The sequence below is a fragment of the Roseomonas sp. SRI_022 genome, from assembly GCF_057586215.1.
Genome location: NZ_JBYCZL010000020.1, coordinates 92,515 through 108,851, shown reverse-complemented (window position 1 = coordinate 108,851; position 16,337 = coordinate 92,515). Strand labels below are relative to the sequence as shown.

General features: G+C 70.9%; 16 protein-coding genes. 7 read left to right on the top strand and 9 right to left on the bottom strand.

Annotated features, from left to right (window positions below):
- Window positions 1–4,056: type I polyketide synthase (locus tag AC2YHJ_RS19225; protein WP_487397711.1), on the bottom strand; the 4,056-nt coding region annotated here is incomplete at its 3' end.
- A 40-nt stretch (window positions 4,057–4,096) separates the two neighbouring features.
- Window positions 4,097–5,386: a glycosyltransferase family 4 protein gene (locus tag AC2YHJ_RS19220; protein ID WP_487397710.1), complete on the bottom strand. Its 1,290-nt coding sequence runs from the start codon at window positions 5,384–5,386 to the stop codon at window positions 4,097–4,099.
- Between the two features lie 275 nt (window positions 5,387–5,661).
- Between AC2YHJ_RS19220 and AC2YHJ_RS19215 the strand changes: the two genes are divergently transcribed.
- The 4 genes from AC2YHJ_RS19215 to AC2YHJ_RS19200 all read left to right on the top strand — a co-directional run bounded on the left by AC2YHJ_RS19215 (window position 5,662) and on the right by AC2YHJ_RS19200 (window position 8,174).
- On the top strand, window positions 5,662–6,090 hold the full coding sequence (locus AC2YHJ_RS19215) for a hotdog fold thioesterase (RefSeq protein ID WP_487397709.1): 429 nt from the start codon (window positions 5,662–5,664) through the stop codon (window positions 6,088–6,090).
- A gap of 171 nt (window positions 6,091–6,261) precedes the next feature.
- Window positions 6,262–6,477, top strand: a complete 216-nt coding sequence (locus AC2YHJ_RS19210) for a hypothetical protein (RefSeq protein WP_487397708.1) — start codon at window positions 6,262–6,264, stop codon at window positions 6,475–6,477.
- Entirely contained in the window at window positions 6,474–7,469 is a 996-nt protein-coding gene (locus AC2YHJ_RS19205; RefSeq protein ID WP_487397707.1) for an asparaginase, read from the top strand. The genes AC2YHJ_RS19210 and AC2YHJ_RS19205 overlap by 4 nt, the downstream gene beginning before the upstream one ends.
- Before the next feature lie 87 nt (window positions 7,470–7,556).
- Entirely contained in the window at window positions 7,557–8,174 is a 618-nt protein-coding gene (locus AC2YHJ_RS19200; protein WP_487397706.1) for a hypothetical protein, read from the top strand.
- Window positions 8,175–8,184: 10 nt separating this feature from the next.
- Here AC2YHJ_RS19200 and AC2YHJ_RS19195 read toward each other — a convergent pair whose 3' ends face one another.
- Window positions 8,185–8,943 (bottom strand): hypothetical protein, encoded by a 759-nt coding sequence (locus AC2YHJ_RS19195; RefSeq protein ID WP_487397705.1) that lies wholly within the window; start codon window positions 8,941–8,943, stop codon window positions 8,185–8,187.
- Window positions 8,944–9,057: 114 nt separating this feature from the next.
- Between AC2YHJ_RS19195 and AC2YHJ_RS19190 the strand changes: the two genes are divergently transcribed.
- Together AC2YHJ_RS19190 and AC2YHJ_RS19185 are read left to right on the top strand one after the other, a co-directional pair.
- Window positions 9,058–10,071, top strand: coding sequence for an NAD-dependent epimerase/dehydratase family protein (locus AC2YHJ_RS19190; protein WP_487397704.1), 1,014 nt, complete (start codon window positions 9,058–9,060; stop codon window positions 10,069–10,071).
- Window positions 10,068–11,036 (top strand): tripartite tricarboxylate transporter substrate binding protein, encoded by a 969-nt coding sequence (locus tag AC2YHJ_RS19185; protein ID WP_487397703.1) that lies wholly within the window; start codon window positions 10,068–10,070, stop codon window positions 11,034–11,036. The genes AC2YHJ_RS19190 and AC2YHJ_RS19185 overlap by 4 nt, the downstream gene beginning before the upstream one ends.
- A 3-nt stretch (window positions 11,037–11,039) precedes the next feature.
- Here AC2YHJ_RS19185 and AC2YHJ_RS19180 read toward each other — a convergent pair whose 3' ends face one another.
- The 6 genes from AC2YHJ_RS19180 to AC2YHJ_RS19155 form a co-directional block, all read right to left on the bottom strand.
- Window positions 11,040–11,663: a hypothetical protein gene (locus tag AC2YHJ_RS19180; protein ID WP_487397702.1), complete on the bottom strand. Its 624-nt coding sequence runs from the start codon at window positions 11,661–11,663 to the stop codon at window positions 11,040–11,042.
- Window positions 11,664–11,726: 63 nt separating this feature from the next.
- Entirely contained in the window at window positions 11,727–12,581 is an 855-nt protein-coding gene (locus AC2YHJ_RS19175) for a LysR family transcriptional regulator (RefSeq protein ID WP_487397701.1), read from the bottom strand.
- Between the two features lie 90 nt (window positions 12,582–12,671).
- Complete coding sequence (locus AC2YHJ_RS19170; protein ID WP_487397700.1) at window positions 12,672–13,445, bottom strand: DUF2076 domain-containing protein; 774 nt, start codon at window positions 13,443–13,445, stop codon at window positions 12,672–12,674.
- A 91-nt stretch (window positions 13,446–13,536) separates the two neighbouring features.
- A complete protein-coding gene (locus tag AC2YHJ_RS19165; RefSeq protein WP_487397699.1) occupies window positions 13,537–13,968 on the bottom strand; it encodes a CoA-binding protein in 432 nt (143 codons plus the stop codon).
- The gene (locus AC2YHJ_RS19160) at window positions 13,965–14,474 is read right to left on the bottom strand and encodes an N-acetyltransferase family protein (RefSeq protein WP_487397698.1); all 510 of its coding nucleotides are present in this window, start codon (window positions 14,472–14,474) and stop codon (window positions 13,965–13,967) included. Before AC2YHJ_RS19160 ends, AC2YHJ_RS19165 begins: the two co-directional genes overlap by 4 nt.
- Complete coding sequence (locus AC2YHJ_RS19155) at window positions 14,474–15,223, bottom strand: maleate cis-trans isomerase family protein (protein ID WP_487397697.1); 750 nt, start codon at window positions 15,221–15,223, stop codon at window positions 14,474–14,476. Before AC2YHJ_RS19155 ends, AC2YHJ_RS19160 begins: the two co-directional genes overlap by 1 nt.
- Before the next feature lie 120 nt (window positions 15,224–15,343).
- Here AC2YHJ_RS19155 and AC2YHJ_RS19150 point away from each other — a divergent pair, with 120 nt between their 5' ends.
- Window positions 15,344–16,318, top strand: a complete 975-nt coding sequence (locus tag AC2YHJ_RS19150) for a Bug family tripartite tricarboxylate transporter substrate binding protein (protein ID WP_487397696.1) — start codon at window positions 15,344–15,346, stop codon at window positions 16,316–16,318.
- Window positions 16,319–16,337 lie beyond the last annotated feature (19 nt).

Here is a 16,337-nt window from a genome sequence, read left to right as displayed (position 1 = left end):
TTCCGCCGGCCAGGCGGCGGCGAGCTTTGCGATGGCCGCTTCCATCACCACGGCGATCCGCGCGAAGGAGCCGGCCTCGGCGGGCGGCGGCGCAGCGGCGCGCGGCTGACCAGCCAGCGCGCCAGGCAATGCTTCCGCCGCGCGGGCGAGCCAGGCCATGTCGAGCGCGAGCCGCGGCTGCTCGGCCAGCACCGCGCGCCAGATCTCCTGCGCCGGGGGCAGGGACTGGTCCTCCGCAAGGGTCCAGCCGGCAGGGCTTTCCTCGGCGATGCCGGCCTCGGCCAGGGATTGCCACAGCGCGCGTCGATAGGGCGTGGCGAGCAGCGGCGCGGCCGGCAGAGCGGCAACGGCCGCCGAGGCGGCGAAGCCTTCCAGCAGCAGCGCGGCCTCGGTCATGTCGGCCGCTGCATCCGCCAGGCGCGCGGCCTCCAGGGCGGCCTCGGCCTCGAAGGTGGCAGGCGCGGCGGGGAAGGGCGCGGCCGGCAGTGGATCGAGCCGGAAGGCGTGTTCGGCCGGGGTGCTGCGGCCAGGCAGGCGGATGCGTTGCAGCCAGACATCATGGCCGGTCGCGACCACGGCGCCGGCCGCATCGCGCAGCACGAGATCGGCGGCCACGAAGCGTTCGCCGCGCCGGGTCAGCGCGACCTCGGCGACCGCTGGCGGCTCGGCGCCGCGCCGGGCAGCGAGGCGGCCGATGCGCACCGGCACCAGCGACTGGCCTTCCGGCCGCACCAGCGCCGAGAGCAGCGCGATCAGCCCCTGCAGCGCGCCGTCCAGCAGGACGGGATGCAGGATGAAGCCCTCGGCCGGCGGGGCGGTGTCGGGCAGGCGGAGCGTGACGCGGGCGCGGGCCTGAGCGTCATCCGCCAGCACCTCCACCACCGGGCGGAAGGCGGGGCCATAGTCAAGCCCGCAGCGCGCGGCCAGCGCCACCACCTCCGCCCCCGTGACGCGGCGGCGCCCGGCGGCGGCGGGCTGGTCGACGCCGGGCAGGCGCGGCAGGGTGGCGATGCGGGCGCGGGCCGACAGGCTCCAGGGTTCCTCGGCAAGGCGGCGCCGGCTTTCCAGGGCAAAGCCGCCTTCCTCTCCGGTGATCGCTCGTACTTCGCGCGTGCGGTCCGGCTCCAGCGCCAGCGGGCGCAGGATAGCCAGGTCGGAGACCTCCAGCACCTCGGCCTCCGGGAAGCGGGCGGCGGCGGCGGCGAGGGCCATCTCCGCCATGCCGGCGGCCGGCAGCACAGCCTCCCCAAGCAGCCGGTGGTCAGCGAGCCAGGGATGCAGGTCGGCGTCGAGCCAGGTGGTCCACGCACAGGCGTCCTCACCCTGGCGGATGCCGAGCAGAGGATGCTCACGGCGCGGCTGCGCCAGCGCGGCGGTTTCGGTGGTGCGCGGGAACCAGGTGGGGCTGCGCGCGAAGGGGGTGCGGGGCAGGGCGGCACGTTCCGCCGGGCCGTCGAAGGCAGGGCCGGATCGCGGGTCGGCACCGCGTGCGATGGCGCGGCCGGCGATGGCGGGAAAAGGGTCACCTGGCCCATCCCGCCGCGTCAGCGTGGCGAGCACCGCCGCGCCATCGGTGTCCTCGCGCAGGCTTTCGCGCAGATAGGATTGCAGCACCGCGGCCGGGCCGATTTCGACGAACAGCCGAGCGCCGGTTGCCGCCGCGCCGCGCACCGCGTCGCGGAAGCGCACGGGCTCGCGCAAGTTGCGCCACCAATAGGATGCGCCGGCCTCGGCCCCGGGTAGCACCGCGCCGGTGACCGACGACACCATCGGGATCGCAGCGTCGCACGGCGCCAGCGTCGCCAGGTCGGCGAGCAACCCGTCCCGCACCGGGTCCATCGCCGCCGCGTGGAAGGCATAGTCGAGGTCGAGCGGCACGGCCGAGAAGCGCGCCTGTTCGGCCGCCGCGCAGAGCCGCGCGATCGCCTCGGCCGGGCCGGCGACGGTGATGGCCGATGGGCCGTTGACGGCCGCGACTTCAAGACCTGGCCCGCAGGTTTCGAGCAACGGCGCGGCGGCCTCGGCCGAGGTGCCGATCGCCGCCATGCGCCCGGCGCCGCGCGTCGCATGCTGGTGGCGGGACCGCGCGACGATCAGCCGAGCCGCCTGGTCGAGCGGCAGGATGCCGGCGCACCAGGCCGCCGCGACTTCACCCACCGAATGGCCGAGTGCCAGGGCCGGGCGGATGCCCTGCGCGGCGAGTGCGCCGACCACGCCGACCTGCACCGCGAACAACAGCGGCTGCGCCACATCCGTCCCGGCCAGCATCGCCCCTGGCACGCCGCGCTTCAGCAGCGTCATCGGCGACCAGCCGAGCAGCGGCGCGAGCGCCGCATCCGCATCCTTCATCGCGGCGCGGAAGGCCGTGTTGTGGCGCAGCGCCTCGCGCGCCATCGCCTCATGCTGCGCGCCGTTGCCGGAGAAGACGAAGGCGAGGCTGCCGCGCACCGCCTGGCCCTGTTCGGCGGCGTCGCGCTGGCCATCGGTCGAGGCCGTGATGGCATCGGCTATCGCCGCGCCATCCGCGCCGCGCAGGACCAGCCGATGCGGCGCGAGGTCGCGATGCCGCGCGATGCCACGCGCAAGTGCCGCGGCACCATCCGCATCGACGTCGTCGAGCGCGTCGCGCCAGCGCGAGGCCAGAAGGCCGAGCGCGGCTTCGGAGCGTGCGGAGAGCACCAATGGCGGCGTACCGCGCGCGCGTCCGGCCGGGCTGCGCTTCGGCGCCGGCGCGCGGCCGAGCAGCACCGTCGCGTTGGTACCGCCGAAGCCGAAGGAATTGACGCCGACCACGGCATCCTCGCGCGCCGCGACGGGCGTCAGCGCGGTCGGAACGGCGATGTTCAGCGCGGCGAAATCGATCTCGGGATTCGGTTCGTTGAAATGGAGCGAGGGCGGGACTGCGCCCTTCTCCAGCATCAGCATCGCCTTCAGCAGCCCGGCCATGCCGGACCCCGCTTCGAGATGCCCGATATTGGTCTTCACCGAACCGACCGGCAGCGGCGCGCCGCGGTGCTGCGCGATGGTGGTGCCGATCGCCCAGGTCTCGGCCGGGTCGCCGACGCGGGTGCCGGTGCCATGCGCCTCGAAAGCCAGGAAGCGATCAGGCGCGATGCCGGTGCGCGCCAGCACACGGCCCATCAGCACCGCCTGCGCGGCGCGGTTGGGCAGCGACAGCCCAATGGTGCGCCCCGCCGCATTTGCCCCGCTGCCGAGCAGCACCGCGCGGATCGGATCGCCGGCGGCGATCGCGTCCTCGAGCCGCTTCAGCACGACGACGCCTGCGCCCTCGGCGCGGACATAGCCATCGGCGGCGGCGTCGAAGGCCCGGCAGCGCCCGGTCGGCGAAAGCATCCCCGCGCGCGAGAAGCCGATGAAGGAATAGGGCGAGAGCAGCATGTTCACGCCACCCACCACCGCCGCTTCCAGTTCCGGATCGTCGATCAGCGCCTGGGTCGCGAAATGCAGCGCGACGAGCGAGGAGGAGCAGGCGGTGTCCACCGTCTGCGCCGGCCCGCGCAGGTCGAAGACGTTGCCGATCCTGTTCGCCAGGATCGACAGCGCATTGCCAGTCATGAAGAAGCGGTCGCCGGCCGAAGGATCTTCCAGCCTCAGCTCCGCATAGTCGGTCGAGGAGCCACCGGCGAAGACGGCGATGTTGCGCCCGGCGAGGCGTTCGGCTGGCCAGCCCGCATCCTCGAAAGCCTCGGCGGCGACTTCCAGCAGCAGGCGCTGCTGCGGGTCCATCTCGGCCGCCTCCCGCGGGGACAGGCCGAAGGCAGGCGCATCGAAGCCGGCCGCATCGCCGATCGTGCCGGCGGCGAAGGTATAGGACCGGCCCGGTTCGGACTTGCGCGGATGGCCCCAGCGCAGCTGGTCGAAGCGGTCGGTCGGCACGGTCGTGACGGCGTCGCGCCCTTCGGCGAGCAGCGTCCAGAAGGCGTCGAGGTCGGGCGCGCCGGGCAGGCGGCAGGCAGCGCCGACGATCGCGATCCCGCCATTCGGGCGGGCTGCGCGGCCCCGGGTCGTGCGGCGCGTGCGGTCGTGGGCGGTCATCCGCGCGGCCGGCCCGGCCTGGCACGCGATGCAAGGCGGGTCATCGCAGGATGGCCGGCTGTGCGTCGATGGGTTCGGATGCCGGCGCGGCGGCGCCGGCACGGCGTGGCGCAGTGCCGGGGACGGCGGCGTGGCGCAGCGCGACGCGGGCCAGCAAGCCGTCCACCGCCTCGAAATGCTCGTCCCAGCAGGGTGCCGACCAGCCGCGCAGCCGCGCGAGCTGCGCCGCGCGCGCACGGCTGTCCGGCGCGGCGTAGTCGAGCACCATGCGCCGCCATCCCGCGCCGTCCAGCGGGTCGAGGTATTCCGGCACGTCGCCGCCCACCTCGCGCAGCGCCGGCAGGTCGGAACAGATGGCCGGCGCGCCGGAGGCCAGCGCCTCCGCCAGCGGCAGGCCGTAGCCCTCGGCGAAGGAGGGGAACAGCAGCGCCCGGCTGCCAGCCAGCAGTGCCGCGACGGCGGTGTCGGGCAGCGACCCCGCTTCCGTCACCAGGCCGCGCAGCAAGGTGCAGCGTTCCAGCAGGTCGAGGACGTTCTCATTCTCCCACCCCCGCCGGCCGACCAGGACGAGCCGTGGCGCGGCCGGGCCCCATTTGGCGGCGAAGTCGCGCCACAGGTGCAGCAGCAGCAGGTGGTTCTTGCGTGGTTCGATCGTGCCGATCGAGACGAAATAGGGTTCGTCCGGCATCGCCGGGACATTGGCGGCCGGGCCAGGCATGCGGATGCCGAGCGGGGCGACGACAACCTCCGGCGGGTCGGCCTGGCGCACCAGATGCGGCTGCAGCACCGCGCCCGTCGCGGCCGAATTGACGATGATGCCGGTAGCCAGGGAGGCGACGGTTTCGAGCCGCCGCAGATGCTGCATGGCCACGCCCGGCCGGGCATATTCGGGGTGCGTCGCCGGGATCAGGTCGTGCACCAGCGGGATGAAGGCGGCCCCCGCGGCGCGCAGCTCCGCGATCGGCTCCGCCTTCTCCATCAGGCGATGCGAGACGAGGAGGAACAGGCTGCGCCTTTCGCGGGCCATGACCTCGGCGAGCCGGGCCCGGCCACGCGAGATTGCCAGGCGCAGCAACGAAAGGCGGCCGAGGCGCTGGGCGGATCGGCGCGCCGCTGCGGCACCTGGCGCATCGGACCAGCCGACCGACAGCGCCGCAGCGTAGTCGGCGACCAGGGATCGTGGCACGGCGGCATAGCCGCCCCAGGGGCCACGCGCGCAGAAGGTGACATCGGCTGCCGGCGCCGCCAGCCATCGGGCCGCATAGGCAGCCTCGACTCGGTCGATCCCCGACGGCGCCCGCCGACGACCACAGGCAAGAAACCGGGACACGTCCAGCACTACGTGCAAGGCACCACCATTCCCTGCCGGCCAACCCCGCCGGCACCCGTTACGCCCCGCCATGACCAGGCTTCAGGCCCGGCAACCCCACGGCACCCTTCTGAACAGGGATGCTCGCGACAGCACTGCGTCCCGCCCTCCATGCAACCTATCACAACCTTAATCCCTCGGTAGTCTGCCGCGTCAACATCGAAGGTCCGGCCCTGGCAGGATCGGCCGTTCCGGGCCAGACTCGCGAAGGATCTACCTCGGAAGTGTGAACTCCCATGACCATCTGGCGCCGCAAGGCAGACCCCGCCGACATGGAGGCGCGCTTCCGCGACAGCCTGCCCGGCCTGTTCGGAATCCGCATCATCGAGATCGGGCCGGATTTCATCCGCGCCGAGATGCCGGTCGATCAGCGCCATGCGCAGCCCTTCGGCATCCTGCATGGCGGCGCCTCCGTCGTGCTGTCCGAGACGCTCGGCAGCATCGCGAGCAGCCTGACCCTGCCCGAGAGTCGCCGGGCCGTGGGGCTCGAGGTGAACGCGAACCACGTCTCCGGCGTGCCAGTCGGGCAGGTGGTCAGCGCCATGTGCCGGCCGCTGCATCTCGGCCGCACCACCCAGGTCTGGCAGACCGAGATCCACCGCGCTGATGGCAAGCTCGCCTGCGTGTCGCGGTTGACCACGGCGGTGGTGGAACGGCGCGACTGAATGCCCGTGGGGCATTCAGTCGCTGGTTTTCTTGATCCCTCAGGTGGCGGGCACCGCGCATTCGCGCTCGCGGATCGCGTGCGGTTGCCGGGCCGGGGTGCCGCCGATAGCCTGCGCTGCGGAAACCCAGACAATCGCCGGCCCTCCGAATGAACCGAGGAGACCGTTCGCATGCACCCCATTGCCATTCTATCCGTACGTGACGCGCGCTGGATCACCTTGCCCAGCCTTCACGCGCCCATGCTGACCACGGGTGACACCGCGTCCAGCGATGTGGCGCACAGTGCCGCGCGCGGGTTGTCGCGCACTGCTGTCGGGGATATCGCGACGGTCCGCCGGGCGATCGACAATCCGCGCATCGGCGCGGCAAGAAGGGCCATCGCATGAGCACGAAGCCAAAGGTCGCCGTCATCGGCACGGGCGGGACCATTTCCTCGGTCGGGCGCGGGCCGCTCGACCTGATCGACTATTCCGCCGCGGGCCAGGTGCTGGACGTGAACGGGGTGATCGCCCGCGTGCCAGAACTGGCGCTGGTCGCCGACATCGTCCCGGTGCCGTTCAGGGCCATTCCGTCCACCGCGATCGGTTGGGCGGAATGGAAGGAATTGCTGCTGATCTGCGACCGGCTGGTGGCGGAGCACCCCGACCTCGCGGGCATCGCGGTGACGCATGGCACTGCCTCGCTGGAGGAGACGGCCTATTTCCTGTCGTTGACACTCAAGATCCCGGTGCCGGTCGTCCTCGTCGGCGCGCAGCGGCCGGCTTCGGCCCTTGCCGGCGACGGGCCGATGAACCTGGTGAATGCGGTGCGCGTCGCCGCCGATCCGCGTGCGCGGGGCCTCGGCGCGCTGGTGCTTTTGAACGACGAGATCCAGGCGGCGCGGGAGGTGACCAAGACCTCCACCCTGCGCCTGCAGACCTTCCGCACGCCCGATTTCGGCGTGCTGGGCCATGCCGATGCCGATGAGATCTGCTGGTACCGCAAGCCGCTGCGGCGCATGGCGCCCGATACGGAATTCGATGTGCGCGGGCTGGACGCGCTGCCGCGTGTCGATATCGCCTATGCCTATGCCGGAGCGGATGGCGCGGCGATCGACGCCTTCGTCGCCGCCGGCGCGAAGGGCATCGTCACCGCGGGCTTCGCGCCCGGCTTCGTGACGCCGGCCATGGCCGCTGCGATGGAAGCGGCGGTGGCGACGGGCGTGGCCGTCGTCCTGTCGTCCCGCGCCGGATCGGGCCGGGCCGGCAAGACCACGCGCGGACGGAAGTCGGGCTTCATCACCGCCGACAACCTGACGCCGCAGAAGGCGCGCATCCTGTTGTCGCTCTCGCTCGCGGCCGGTGCGACGGATCATGAGCGCATCTTCGCGACCTACTGACCGTTCCTGTCGTAACGGACGGGTTCGGCGCGAGGCGTGCCCGCTGATCGTGGGCATGCTGGCGCGGCTGCGCGGGATCGCCGGCTGATGACCGATCGCGCCTGGGTGCGGCTGCCTTCGGGGCGACGGCTCGACCTCCTCGCGCCCACGCCCTTCGACTGGACGGATGCGGACCTTGCCACCGGCCTTGCGCGCACCTTCCGCTGGGGCGGGCATTCCGCCTGGCCGGAGCCGCTGTCGGTCGCGCAGCATTCGCTGACGGTGCTCGCGCTGCGCCGGACGCGCACGCGGCACCGCCTGACGCCGGCGCAGGAATTGCGCGAATTGCTGCATGACGCGGATGAGGGGCTGATCAACTTCGACTGCATCTCGCCGCTGAAGCCCTTCCTCGGGCCGGGCTTCGCGGAGTTGCAGGCGCGGCTGCTGGGGGTGATCGCCGCGCGATACCGGCTGCCGGCCTGGAGCGTGGAGGAGAAGCGCGCCCACAAGGCCGTCGATGTCGCCGTCGCCGCCGCAGAGGCCGTGCATGTCGTCGGCTGGACGGCGCAGGAGGTGCGCGAGACGCTCGGCATCCGCGCCGTGCCGATGGAAAAGGACCCTCTCGCCGTGCGTTACGGCGATCCGCCCTGGCGGCCCTGGGCGCCGGATGTGGCGGCGGGGCGGTTCCTGGAGGAACTGGCGGCGTTGCAGGCGCGCGCGCGGTAGACGAAGACGCTTAGCGCCCGAGGCGCTCGCCTTCCAGGACATAGCGATTGAAGAGGTCGGCCGCGGCAGCGACGATGGTTTCGGACTCGAGGTCGAGCCGGCCTACCCAGCGGATGCTGAAGACGACGCCGGCATCCGCCCCCGAGATTTCGCAGCTGATGTCGCGCGGCGACGTTCCATAGCAGAGGCGCTCGATACGAATGGCGCGGCTGTTGATAACGACAATCGCGTTCAGCGGCCGTCCTGAGGGCGTCGCGTCGCGCAGGCGCGAACTGAAGTTCACGCTGAAAGGGAGCCCAGGGAGGGCTCCCCCGCTGCCGAGCGCCGAGGGCACGCTGCCTGATGTCGCGTGCTGGGTTTGGCCATCGTCGAGCAGGACCCCGCGAAGGGACCAATATTGCCACATTTCCGGATGGCGCCCGGGAAGGGCTTCGCGCCTGCCATCGGCATTTGCCTCCGGCAGGCAATCGCTGTGTGGGGAACAGTACCCGACCGGCCAAGATTGATTCCGTGTGGGCATTCCGTGCGCAGAGTTCCCCAGCATATCGATGCGCGTCCAGCGCGGACCGGTGAAAGCCGACCACGGCACCTGCATGCGTCGATCCGGGCCGAAGCCGAAGGTGCAGTGTTCCGATGCTCCGCGCCGATCATCAGGACAAAGGTCGGCTGCGAACCCTGGCGGCGGCGGTGTGGAAGCCTCTGCGCGGCCCATCGAGAAGGAACTGAGTGCGGTCAGAAGCACTAGTAAACGATGTGCGTGACCGGTCATCGTGAGATCCCCCACCTTGCCAACTCCGCGCCCCACGAGAGGGAGGGTAGCCGGATCGCCCGTCCCGCGCGATCATCCCCTTTGGGAAACGTACCGAGAGGGATTGGAACGCGCATGACTGCCGCCGTGCCGGTTGCCGGCCACAAATTCATCATCGTGGGCGGCGCGAGCCTCGTGGGCTCCGCCACCGCCGCCGAACTGCTCGATGCCGGCGCGTCGGAAGTCGTGCTGTTCGACAATTTCTCGATGGGCTCCGAGCAGGCCATCGCGCACATCAAGGACAATCCGCGCTTGAAGACCGTGCGCGGCGATGTGATGCGCCTGCCCGACCTGCTGCGCGCCATGGAAGGTTGCCACGGCGCGCTGCTGCTCGCCGCCTACATGACGCTGAACATGGATCGCGACCCCTGGGGCGGGTTGGACGTCAACATCCGCGGCGTGCAGAACGCGCTGGAAGCGGCGCGCGCCAACGGCGTGAAGAAGGTGGTCTTCGCGTCCTCCAACGCCGTCTATGGCTACGGCCCTGGCGTGAAGGGCGATCTCGTGGAGGACACGCCCTTCCATTCCGTCGGCGCGCCGCCGGCCGCGATCATCTATGGCGCGACCAAGATCATCGGCGAGCAGCTCTGCCGCGATGCCAAGCGCCGCTTCGGATTGGACTACGTCGTGCTGCGCTACTCCACCGTCTATGGCGAGCGACAGCACTACCGCGCGGCCAATGCGCTCTACATCATCGAGACCTGGGACAAGGTGAAGAAGGGCGAGCGTCCGCAGGTCTATGGTGATGGCTCCGAGACCAAGCACTTCGTCTATGTCGGCGACCTGGCGCGGGCCAACCGCATGGCCTTCGAGGCGGATGCCACCGATGTCGCGGTGAACACCTCAGGGCCGAAGCCGGTCACCACGCTCGAACTTGTCGGCATGGTGACGAAGCTCGCGGGATCGTCCATCGAACCGGAGTTCGTCGGCGACACGCCGGGCAAGGTGCGGCTGACCTCGGGCGGTGCCTTCCGCATCGCGCATGAGCAAGCCTTCAAGGCCATCGGCTGGAAGCCGCAGGTGGAGATGGAGGAAGGCCTCCGCCGCCTGATGGCCTGGATCGAGAGCAATGAGGGGAGGACATCGTGACGACGACACGCCGCACGCTGCTGGCTGCTGGCGCCGGGCTCGCCGCGCCCGGCATCGCCCCCGCGCTCGCCCAGGTCAATCGCTGGCCGGACAAGCCCATCGAGATCGTCGTCGGCTTCGTCGCCGGCGGCGCGACCGACCTCGATGCCCGCGCCGTGGCGCCGATGCTGGAAAGGCGCATCGGCGGATCGGTCGTCGTGGTCAACCGCCCCGGTGCGGGCGGTGAGGTGGCGCTCGCGGCCGTCGCGCGCGCGCGGCCGGATGGGCACATGCTCGGCACCACCAACATGCCGGGGTTGCTGACCATCCCGATCGAGCGGACGGCGCAGTTCAAGCTGGATGACTTCGCCGGCATCGCCAACATGGTCACCGACCCCACCGCGGTCACGGTGCATGAGGACAGCCCGTATCGTTCCATGCAGGACCTGATCGCGGCGGCACGCGCTCGGCCGGAGACGATCACCTATGCCTCGCCCGGCGTCGGCACGGACGACCATCTGCAACTGGTGCTGCTGCAGGCGGCGACGGGAACCAGCTTCACCCATGTGGTGTTCCAGGGCGATCCGCAGCTCATGGCCGCGGTGCTCGGCCGGCAGGTCGATGCGATGGGGCTGAACCTCGGCCCGGTCTCGGCGAACCGCGACAAGCTGCGCACGCTTGCCATGGCGGGTGCGGCGCGCAGTTCCTTCCGCCCGGACGTGCCGACGCTGAAGGAACTCGGCTTCGATATCGAGATGGCGTCCGAGCGCGGTCTGGTCGCGCCGGCCGGCACGCCGCCCGCGGTGCTCGCGAAGCTGCGCGAGGCGATGGCCGACGTGGTGAAGGACCCTGCCTTCGTCAGCGCCTTCCGCGCCCGCTTCACCGAACCGCGCTACGAGGAAGGCGAGGCTTGGTTCACGCGCCTGCGCGGGTTGCAGGAGGGCTATCGCACGCTGTGGCAGCGCACGCCCTGGTCGCAGCGGTGACGCTCAGCGCAGCGGGATCGGGATCGGCTCCACCTGCTTCGCGCCGGTGTTGTCGGCCATCAGCAGGACGTTCGCCGGCACGGTGAAGCCGGTATCCTGCGGGCGGCTTTTCACATGGTCGCCCGGCCCGCCGATCGGCGGGCCCGAATGGGTCCTGTCGTGGTGCTCGACCCAATCATTCGTCCAGACCTCACAGGTCGTGGCGTGGATGATGCACTCGACGAAGACCCCGACGCGGCCCTCGCGGTTGTAGGACAGGTCGTAGCTCAGCACCGGCCCGTCGAAATGCAGTGCTTCGGCGATCGCGCGCATCTCGGCCACATGTTCCTGCACGCCGGGCATGCCGGGGCGATAGCTGGAACCATCGCCGATCTTGGCGGCGACATAGAGGTTGATCCCCTGGCTGCCCCCGCTGGGGTGTCCGGCGACGAAGTTCGCGAACTTCGCAGCGAAGGCATCGAAGCGGGACGGATTGGCGCCGAGCGCCTGGTGGAAGCCGAACACCCCCGCCGTGGTCTGGTACATGATCGCCCGGCAGGCGCTGATGCTGGGGAAGCCCAGCCGCGTCGCCGAGAATCCGTATTCATGCTCGCTGAGCAGGACCAGTCCCTGCGAGAAACTCGGCATGGCGGCGATCCCATCCTGTATGGCAGGCGCACATCAGACGATGCCCGCATGGCCGGAGGCAAGTCAGGCGGGCGTCGTCACGCTGTCGCGGATGAAGCCGATCAGCGGTTCAACGAGCGCGGAGCGGCCCTCCGCATCGCCGAACAGGCACATCTCCGCCGTGCCGCAGCCGGGCAGGGCAGGTAGCTCCACGAGGCCCGGCGGCAGCCCGGCACGGCCCAGCACCGTCGTCGCGAACCCCGCCTGCGCTGCCGCCGCGACGCCGGGCAGGGAGGCGGAGGTGAACACCACCTCGAAGGCCATCCCGGCACGGGCGAGCGCGGCCAGCGCCCGGTCGCGGAACATGCAGCCCTGCGGCAGCATCGCGATGGGCAGCGGTCGGTCGGCTGGCGGGTCCCAGCCGGGGGCGGCGACCCAGACGATGGTTTCGGTAAAGATCGGGCGGCCTTCCGTCTCCCCGTCGCGCCGCTTGCCGAGCACGAGGTCGAGCGCGCCGTCGGCCATCGCGCCGCGCAGCTCATGGCTGCGGCCGACCTCCACCTCCAGCCGCACCTGCGGATAGGTCTGTGCGAAGCGCGCCAGCACCGGGGCCAGGTTGCGCGGGATGAAGTGATCGGCGACGCCGAGCCGCAGCCGCCCTTCGACCGGCGGCGCGATCATCCGCCGCACCGCTTCGTCGTTCAGCGCGAGGATGCGGCGGGCATAGGCGAGCAGCGTCTCGCCTTCGCGCGTCAGCGCCACGCCACGCCCGCCACGGTCGAGCACTCGCTTGCCGAGGATATCCTCCAGCCGCTTCACCTTCAGGCTGATCGCCGATTGCGTCAGGCCGAGCGCGGTGCCGGCGGCGGTGAAGCCGCCACGCTCGGCCACCGTGACGAAGCCGCGCAGCAGGTCGAGATCAAGGTCGGGGACACGCATGGCATGAGGAACCATCATGCGCATCGCGGCGTCAATGACATCCGCAAATGAAAAGGCCGGGCCCCGAAGGGCCCGGCCTGGTTCCGGGGGCTAGATTTCCTCGTCGCTGCCCCAGTCGCCGCCGTCATCCTGGGCGCCGTAGGCGTCCTGGTTGTCGTCAACCGGGGCGGCATCCTGCTGGCCCCAACCGCTGTCCGCCGGCGCCTTGGCACCGCCATCCCCGCCGGCCCCGCCCGGATCGGTCCAGGGCGAGGAGACCGGCGACGCATCCGCCCCGCCGGTGGCGAAGGGGGTCGCGGCCTGCGCCGCGCCGCCATGCCCGCCGAAGGCGCTCGACAGCATGTTGCCGAGCATCATCCCGCCAGCCACACCCGCGGCCGCGGCGACCGCGGTGCCGAGGAAGCCCATGCCGCCCCGGCCCTGCTGCTGCTGCATCGCCTGCGGGTTGTAGCCAGCCGGGTATTGCGGCTGCGGCGGGGGCGGCATCGGCGGCGGCATGCGTGCATTGGACCGCCCGCCGAACAGCCCGCCGAGCATGCCACCACTGCCGGCCTGGGCCACCTGGGCCTGGCCCTCGCGGCGGGCGTTCTCGACTTCCCATTCCAGACGCTGGATGCGGTTGTTCGCCTCGACCAGCGCCGCTTCCTGCACGAAGGCGGACTGGGTGATGCGGTACCGCGCCTCCGGATAGCGCGTGAAGAGGTCGGCGATGAAGCGATCCGCCTCCGGGTCCACCGGCGGCAGGTTCGGGCGCTGCGGCGCCGGGGCGGCGCCCCAGGGACCGCTCGGTGCCTGCGGCACGGCCGCATTGCCGCTGATCCGTTCCACGAAGGCGGAAATGATCCGCCGTTCTTCTTCCGTCATTAGACCTCATCCTCTCCCGACTGAGCGGCGACGCGCCTGGACCAGCGCATTCTTCCGTCGCGGCGCGAAATGGCCCGGCGCGGGTCGGGATTCAAGGCGTGTCGCGCGGCGCCCGGTCCGGCATCGACAAGCGCCGCCATTCGATCGCCGGGCAGTGGTCCATCACCACGGCCAGCCCCGCCGCGCGGGCCCGCGCCGCCGCCGCCTCATCGATCACGCCCAGTTGCATCCACACGGACCGCGCGCCGAGCGCGATGGCCTCGTCCACCACCCCGCCGGCCTCGGACGAGCGACGGAAGATGTCGACCATGTCGAGTGGGCCGGCCTCGGCCAGCGTCGCGACGGAGGTGACGCCATGCACGGCGCGTCCCTGCAGCGCCGGGTTCACCGGCACCACGTCGTAGCCGCGATCGCGCAGGAAGCCGAAGACGCCGTTGCTTGGGCGATTCGGCCGGTCGGATGCGCCGACCACGGCGATGCGCCGCGTCCTCAGCAGCAGGTCGCGGATCTGTCCGTCGGTCATCGCGGCGCCCCCGGCACATCGAGGAATTTCTGCATCAGTTCCAGGTCCAGCCAGCGGTCGAACTTCCGCCCGACCTCCCGCAACACCGCGCCGCGCTCGAAGCCGAGCCGTTCATGCAGGCGGATCGACCCTTCATTCGCCGCATCGACGCCCGCGATCATCACATGCTTGCCGAGCGCGCGCGCCGGTTCGAACAACGCGGCGACGAGCGCGCTGCCAAGCCCCCTGCCGCGCGCATCGGCGCGGATATGGACAGAATGCTCGACCGTGTGGCGGAAGCCCGGCCAGGGCCTGAAATCGCCGAAGGAGGCGAGGCCGAGCACGCCGTCGCCCTCATCTGCGACCAGCACCGGATAGCCCAGCACGCGCCGCGCGGCGAACCAGGCAGCGCGGTCCTCGAGGCTGAAGGGATCGTCGGCATAGATCGCCGCGGTGGTCGCGATCACCTCGTTGAAGATCGCGGTGATCGCCGGCAGGTCGTCCTCGTTGGCCGGGCGGATGGCCATCAGAATTCCTCGAGCAGGCGGCCGCAGCCCTCGAAGCGATCCATGATCCCGTTGGCGCGCAGCGCGTGCCAGTAGGTCGCGGTGTTGATCGCGATGACCGGCTTGCCGAGCCAGAGTTCCGCCATCGCCGCGAGCCTCACCATCGACAGGTTGGTGCCAACCTGGATGATCGCATCCACGTCGTCGCCGTCGATCTGCTTGAGCGCGGCGACGCATTGCTGCGGCGTGACCTGCGCAATGCCCGTCCAGGACCGGCATTGCAGCGCGATGTCGCGCACCACGGAAAAGCCCATGTCGCCGAAGTACCGCGCGACCTCGGTGTTCATCGCCGGCCAGTAGGGCGACAGCACCGCGAGGCGCTTCACCCCGCCATAGCTGTTCAGCGCCGCGGTGCAGGAGTGGCTGCCAACCGAGATGTCGAGGCCCGAGGCATCCTTCACCTGCGCGATGAAGCGGTCCGCACCCTTGGCACCGTCGAAGAAGGTGACGGCCGACATGCCCATCACGAGGTAGTCCGGGTTGCAGGTCATCACCGACCGCACCGCGTCGAGGGTATTCGCCCCGATCAGCTCCGCGCCGGCGCGGAAGGTCTCATTCGACACCGCATCGGCATTCGGCGTGAAGATGCGCGAGTAATGGTTGGTCACGCCGGCCGGGCGCATCATGTCGAAATCCGGCTGCACCACGGTGTTGGTGGACGGCCCCATCACGCCGAACAGCTTCCGCCAGCCAAGGATATCGCGACCCATCACCGTCTCCCGCATAAATAGCCGCGTGCAGCCTGCCACAGGTGCCGGCCCGCGCCAGCCCTTGCCGGCACGCGGCATGCAAGGCCACTGTCCGATGCTTCACGCCGGAGAACGACATTGATGACCGGGGCCAGCCGCCGCACCTTGCTGCTCGCAGCACCAGCCCTTGCGCTGCCAGCCGCGGCCCGCGCGCAGGCGCCCTGGCCCGACCGGCCGATCCGCTGGATCAACCCCGGCCCGGCCGGTGGCGCGGGGGACGTGCTGTCCCGCCTGGTCGGCGACCGCGTCTCGGCCCGTCTCGGCCAACCCGTGGTGGTGGAGAGCCGCCCCGGCGCCGGGACGAACATCGGCATGACCGCGGTCGCACGCAGCGCGCCGGATGGCTACACGCTCGGCCTCACCTCCATCGCATCCAATGCCGCGAATCGCTGGCTCTATCCGAACATGCCCTTCGATCCGGAGAAGGATTTCGCGGCCATCGGCATGATTGCGCTGGTGCCCAACATCGTCGTCATCCCGCCCTCCATCCCGCCGCGCAACCTCACGGAATTCGTCGCCTGGGCGAAGGGGCTGGGGCGGCCGCTGAATTTCGGCTCGGTCGGGATCGGGTCGTCGCAGCACCTCGCCGCCGCGCAGTTCGGCCAGATCACGGGCATCGAGATCATCCACGCGCCCTACAACCAGGCAGGGCAGATGAACACCGACCTGATCGAGGCGCGGCTGGACGTGCTGTTCCAGTCGATCTCGGCGGTCGCGTCCATGGCGCAGGCGGGGCGGATGCGTCCCATCGCCGTCTCGGGCCCCGATCGCGTGCCCGCCTTCCCCGACCTGCCGACGATGCGCGAACAAGGCGTGGACGTGACCACCACGGGCTGGTTCGGCCTTGCCACACCGGCCGGCGTGCCGGAACCGATCCTCGCGCGTCTGGATGAGGCGCTGACGGCATCGCTCGAAGAACCCGAGCTGCGCCAGCGGATCATCACCGGCGGATCGGTGCCGACCATCATCCGCCGCGCGGAGTTCGCGCGCTTCATGGCGGAGCAGAGCGAGGAGATGGGGGCGATCATCCGCGCGACAGGGGCGCGGCTGCAGTAGCCTAGCCGGACGGTGCAGG

Coding starts and splice junctions, on each gene's coding strand:
- AC2YHJ_RS19200 (WP_487397706.1), top strand. CDS start 7,557: ATGACCGATCGCGCCTGGGTGCGGCTGCCTTCGGGGCGACGGCTCGAC.
- AC2YHJ_RS19160 (WP_487397698.1), bottom strand. CDS start 14,474: ATGGCCATCCGCCCGGCCAACGAGGACGACCTGCCGGCGATCACCGCG.
- AC2YHJ_RS19155 (WP_487397697.1), bottom strand. CDS start 15,223: ATGGGTCGCGATATCCTTGGCTGGCGGAAGCTGTTCGGCGTGATGGGG.
- AC2YHJ_RS19210 (WP_487397708.1), top strand. CDS start 6,262: ATGCACCCCATTGCCATTCTATCCGTACGTGACGCGCGCTGGATCACC.
- AC2YHJ_RS19175 (WP_487397701.1), bottom strand. CDS start 12,581: ATGCGTGTCCCCGACCTTGATCTCGACCTGCTGCGCGGCTTCGTCACG.
- AC2YHJ_RS19205 (WP_487397707.1), top strand. CDS start 6,474: ATGAGCACGAAGCCAAAGGTCGCCGTCATCGGCACGGGCGGGACCATT.
- AC2YHJ_RS19165 (WP_487397699.1), bottom strand. CDS start 13,968: ATGACCGACGGACAGATCCGCGACCTGCTGCTGAGGACGCGGCGCATC.
- AC2YHJ_RS19215 (WP_487397709.1), top strand. CDS start 5,662: ATGACCATCTGGCGCCGCAAGGCAGACCCCGCCGACATGGAGGCGCGC.
- AC2YHJ_RS19190 (WP_487397704.1), top strand. CDS start 9,058: ATGACTGCCGCCGTGCCGGTTGCCGGCCACAAATTCATCATCGTGGGC.
- AC2YHJ_RS19180 (WP_487397702.1), bottom strand. CDS start 11,663: ATGCCGAGTTTCTCGCAGGGACTGGTCCTGCTCAGCGAGCATGAATAC.
- AC2YHJ_RS19150 (WP_487397696.1), top strand. CDS start 15,344: ATGACCGGGGCCAGCCGCCGCACCTTGCTGCTCGCAGCACCAGCCCTT.
- AC2YHJ_RS19195 (WP_487397705.1), bottom strand. CDS start 8,943: ATGACCGGTCACGCACATCGTTTACTAGTGCTTCTGACCGCACTCAGT.
- AC2YHJ_RS19170 (WP_487397700.1), bottom strand. CDS start 13,445: ATGACGGAAGAAGAACGGCGGATCATTTCCGCCTTCGTGGAACGGATC.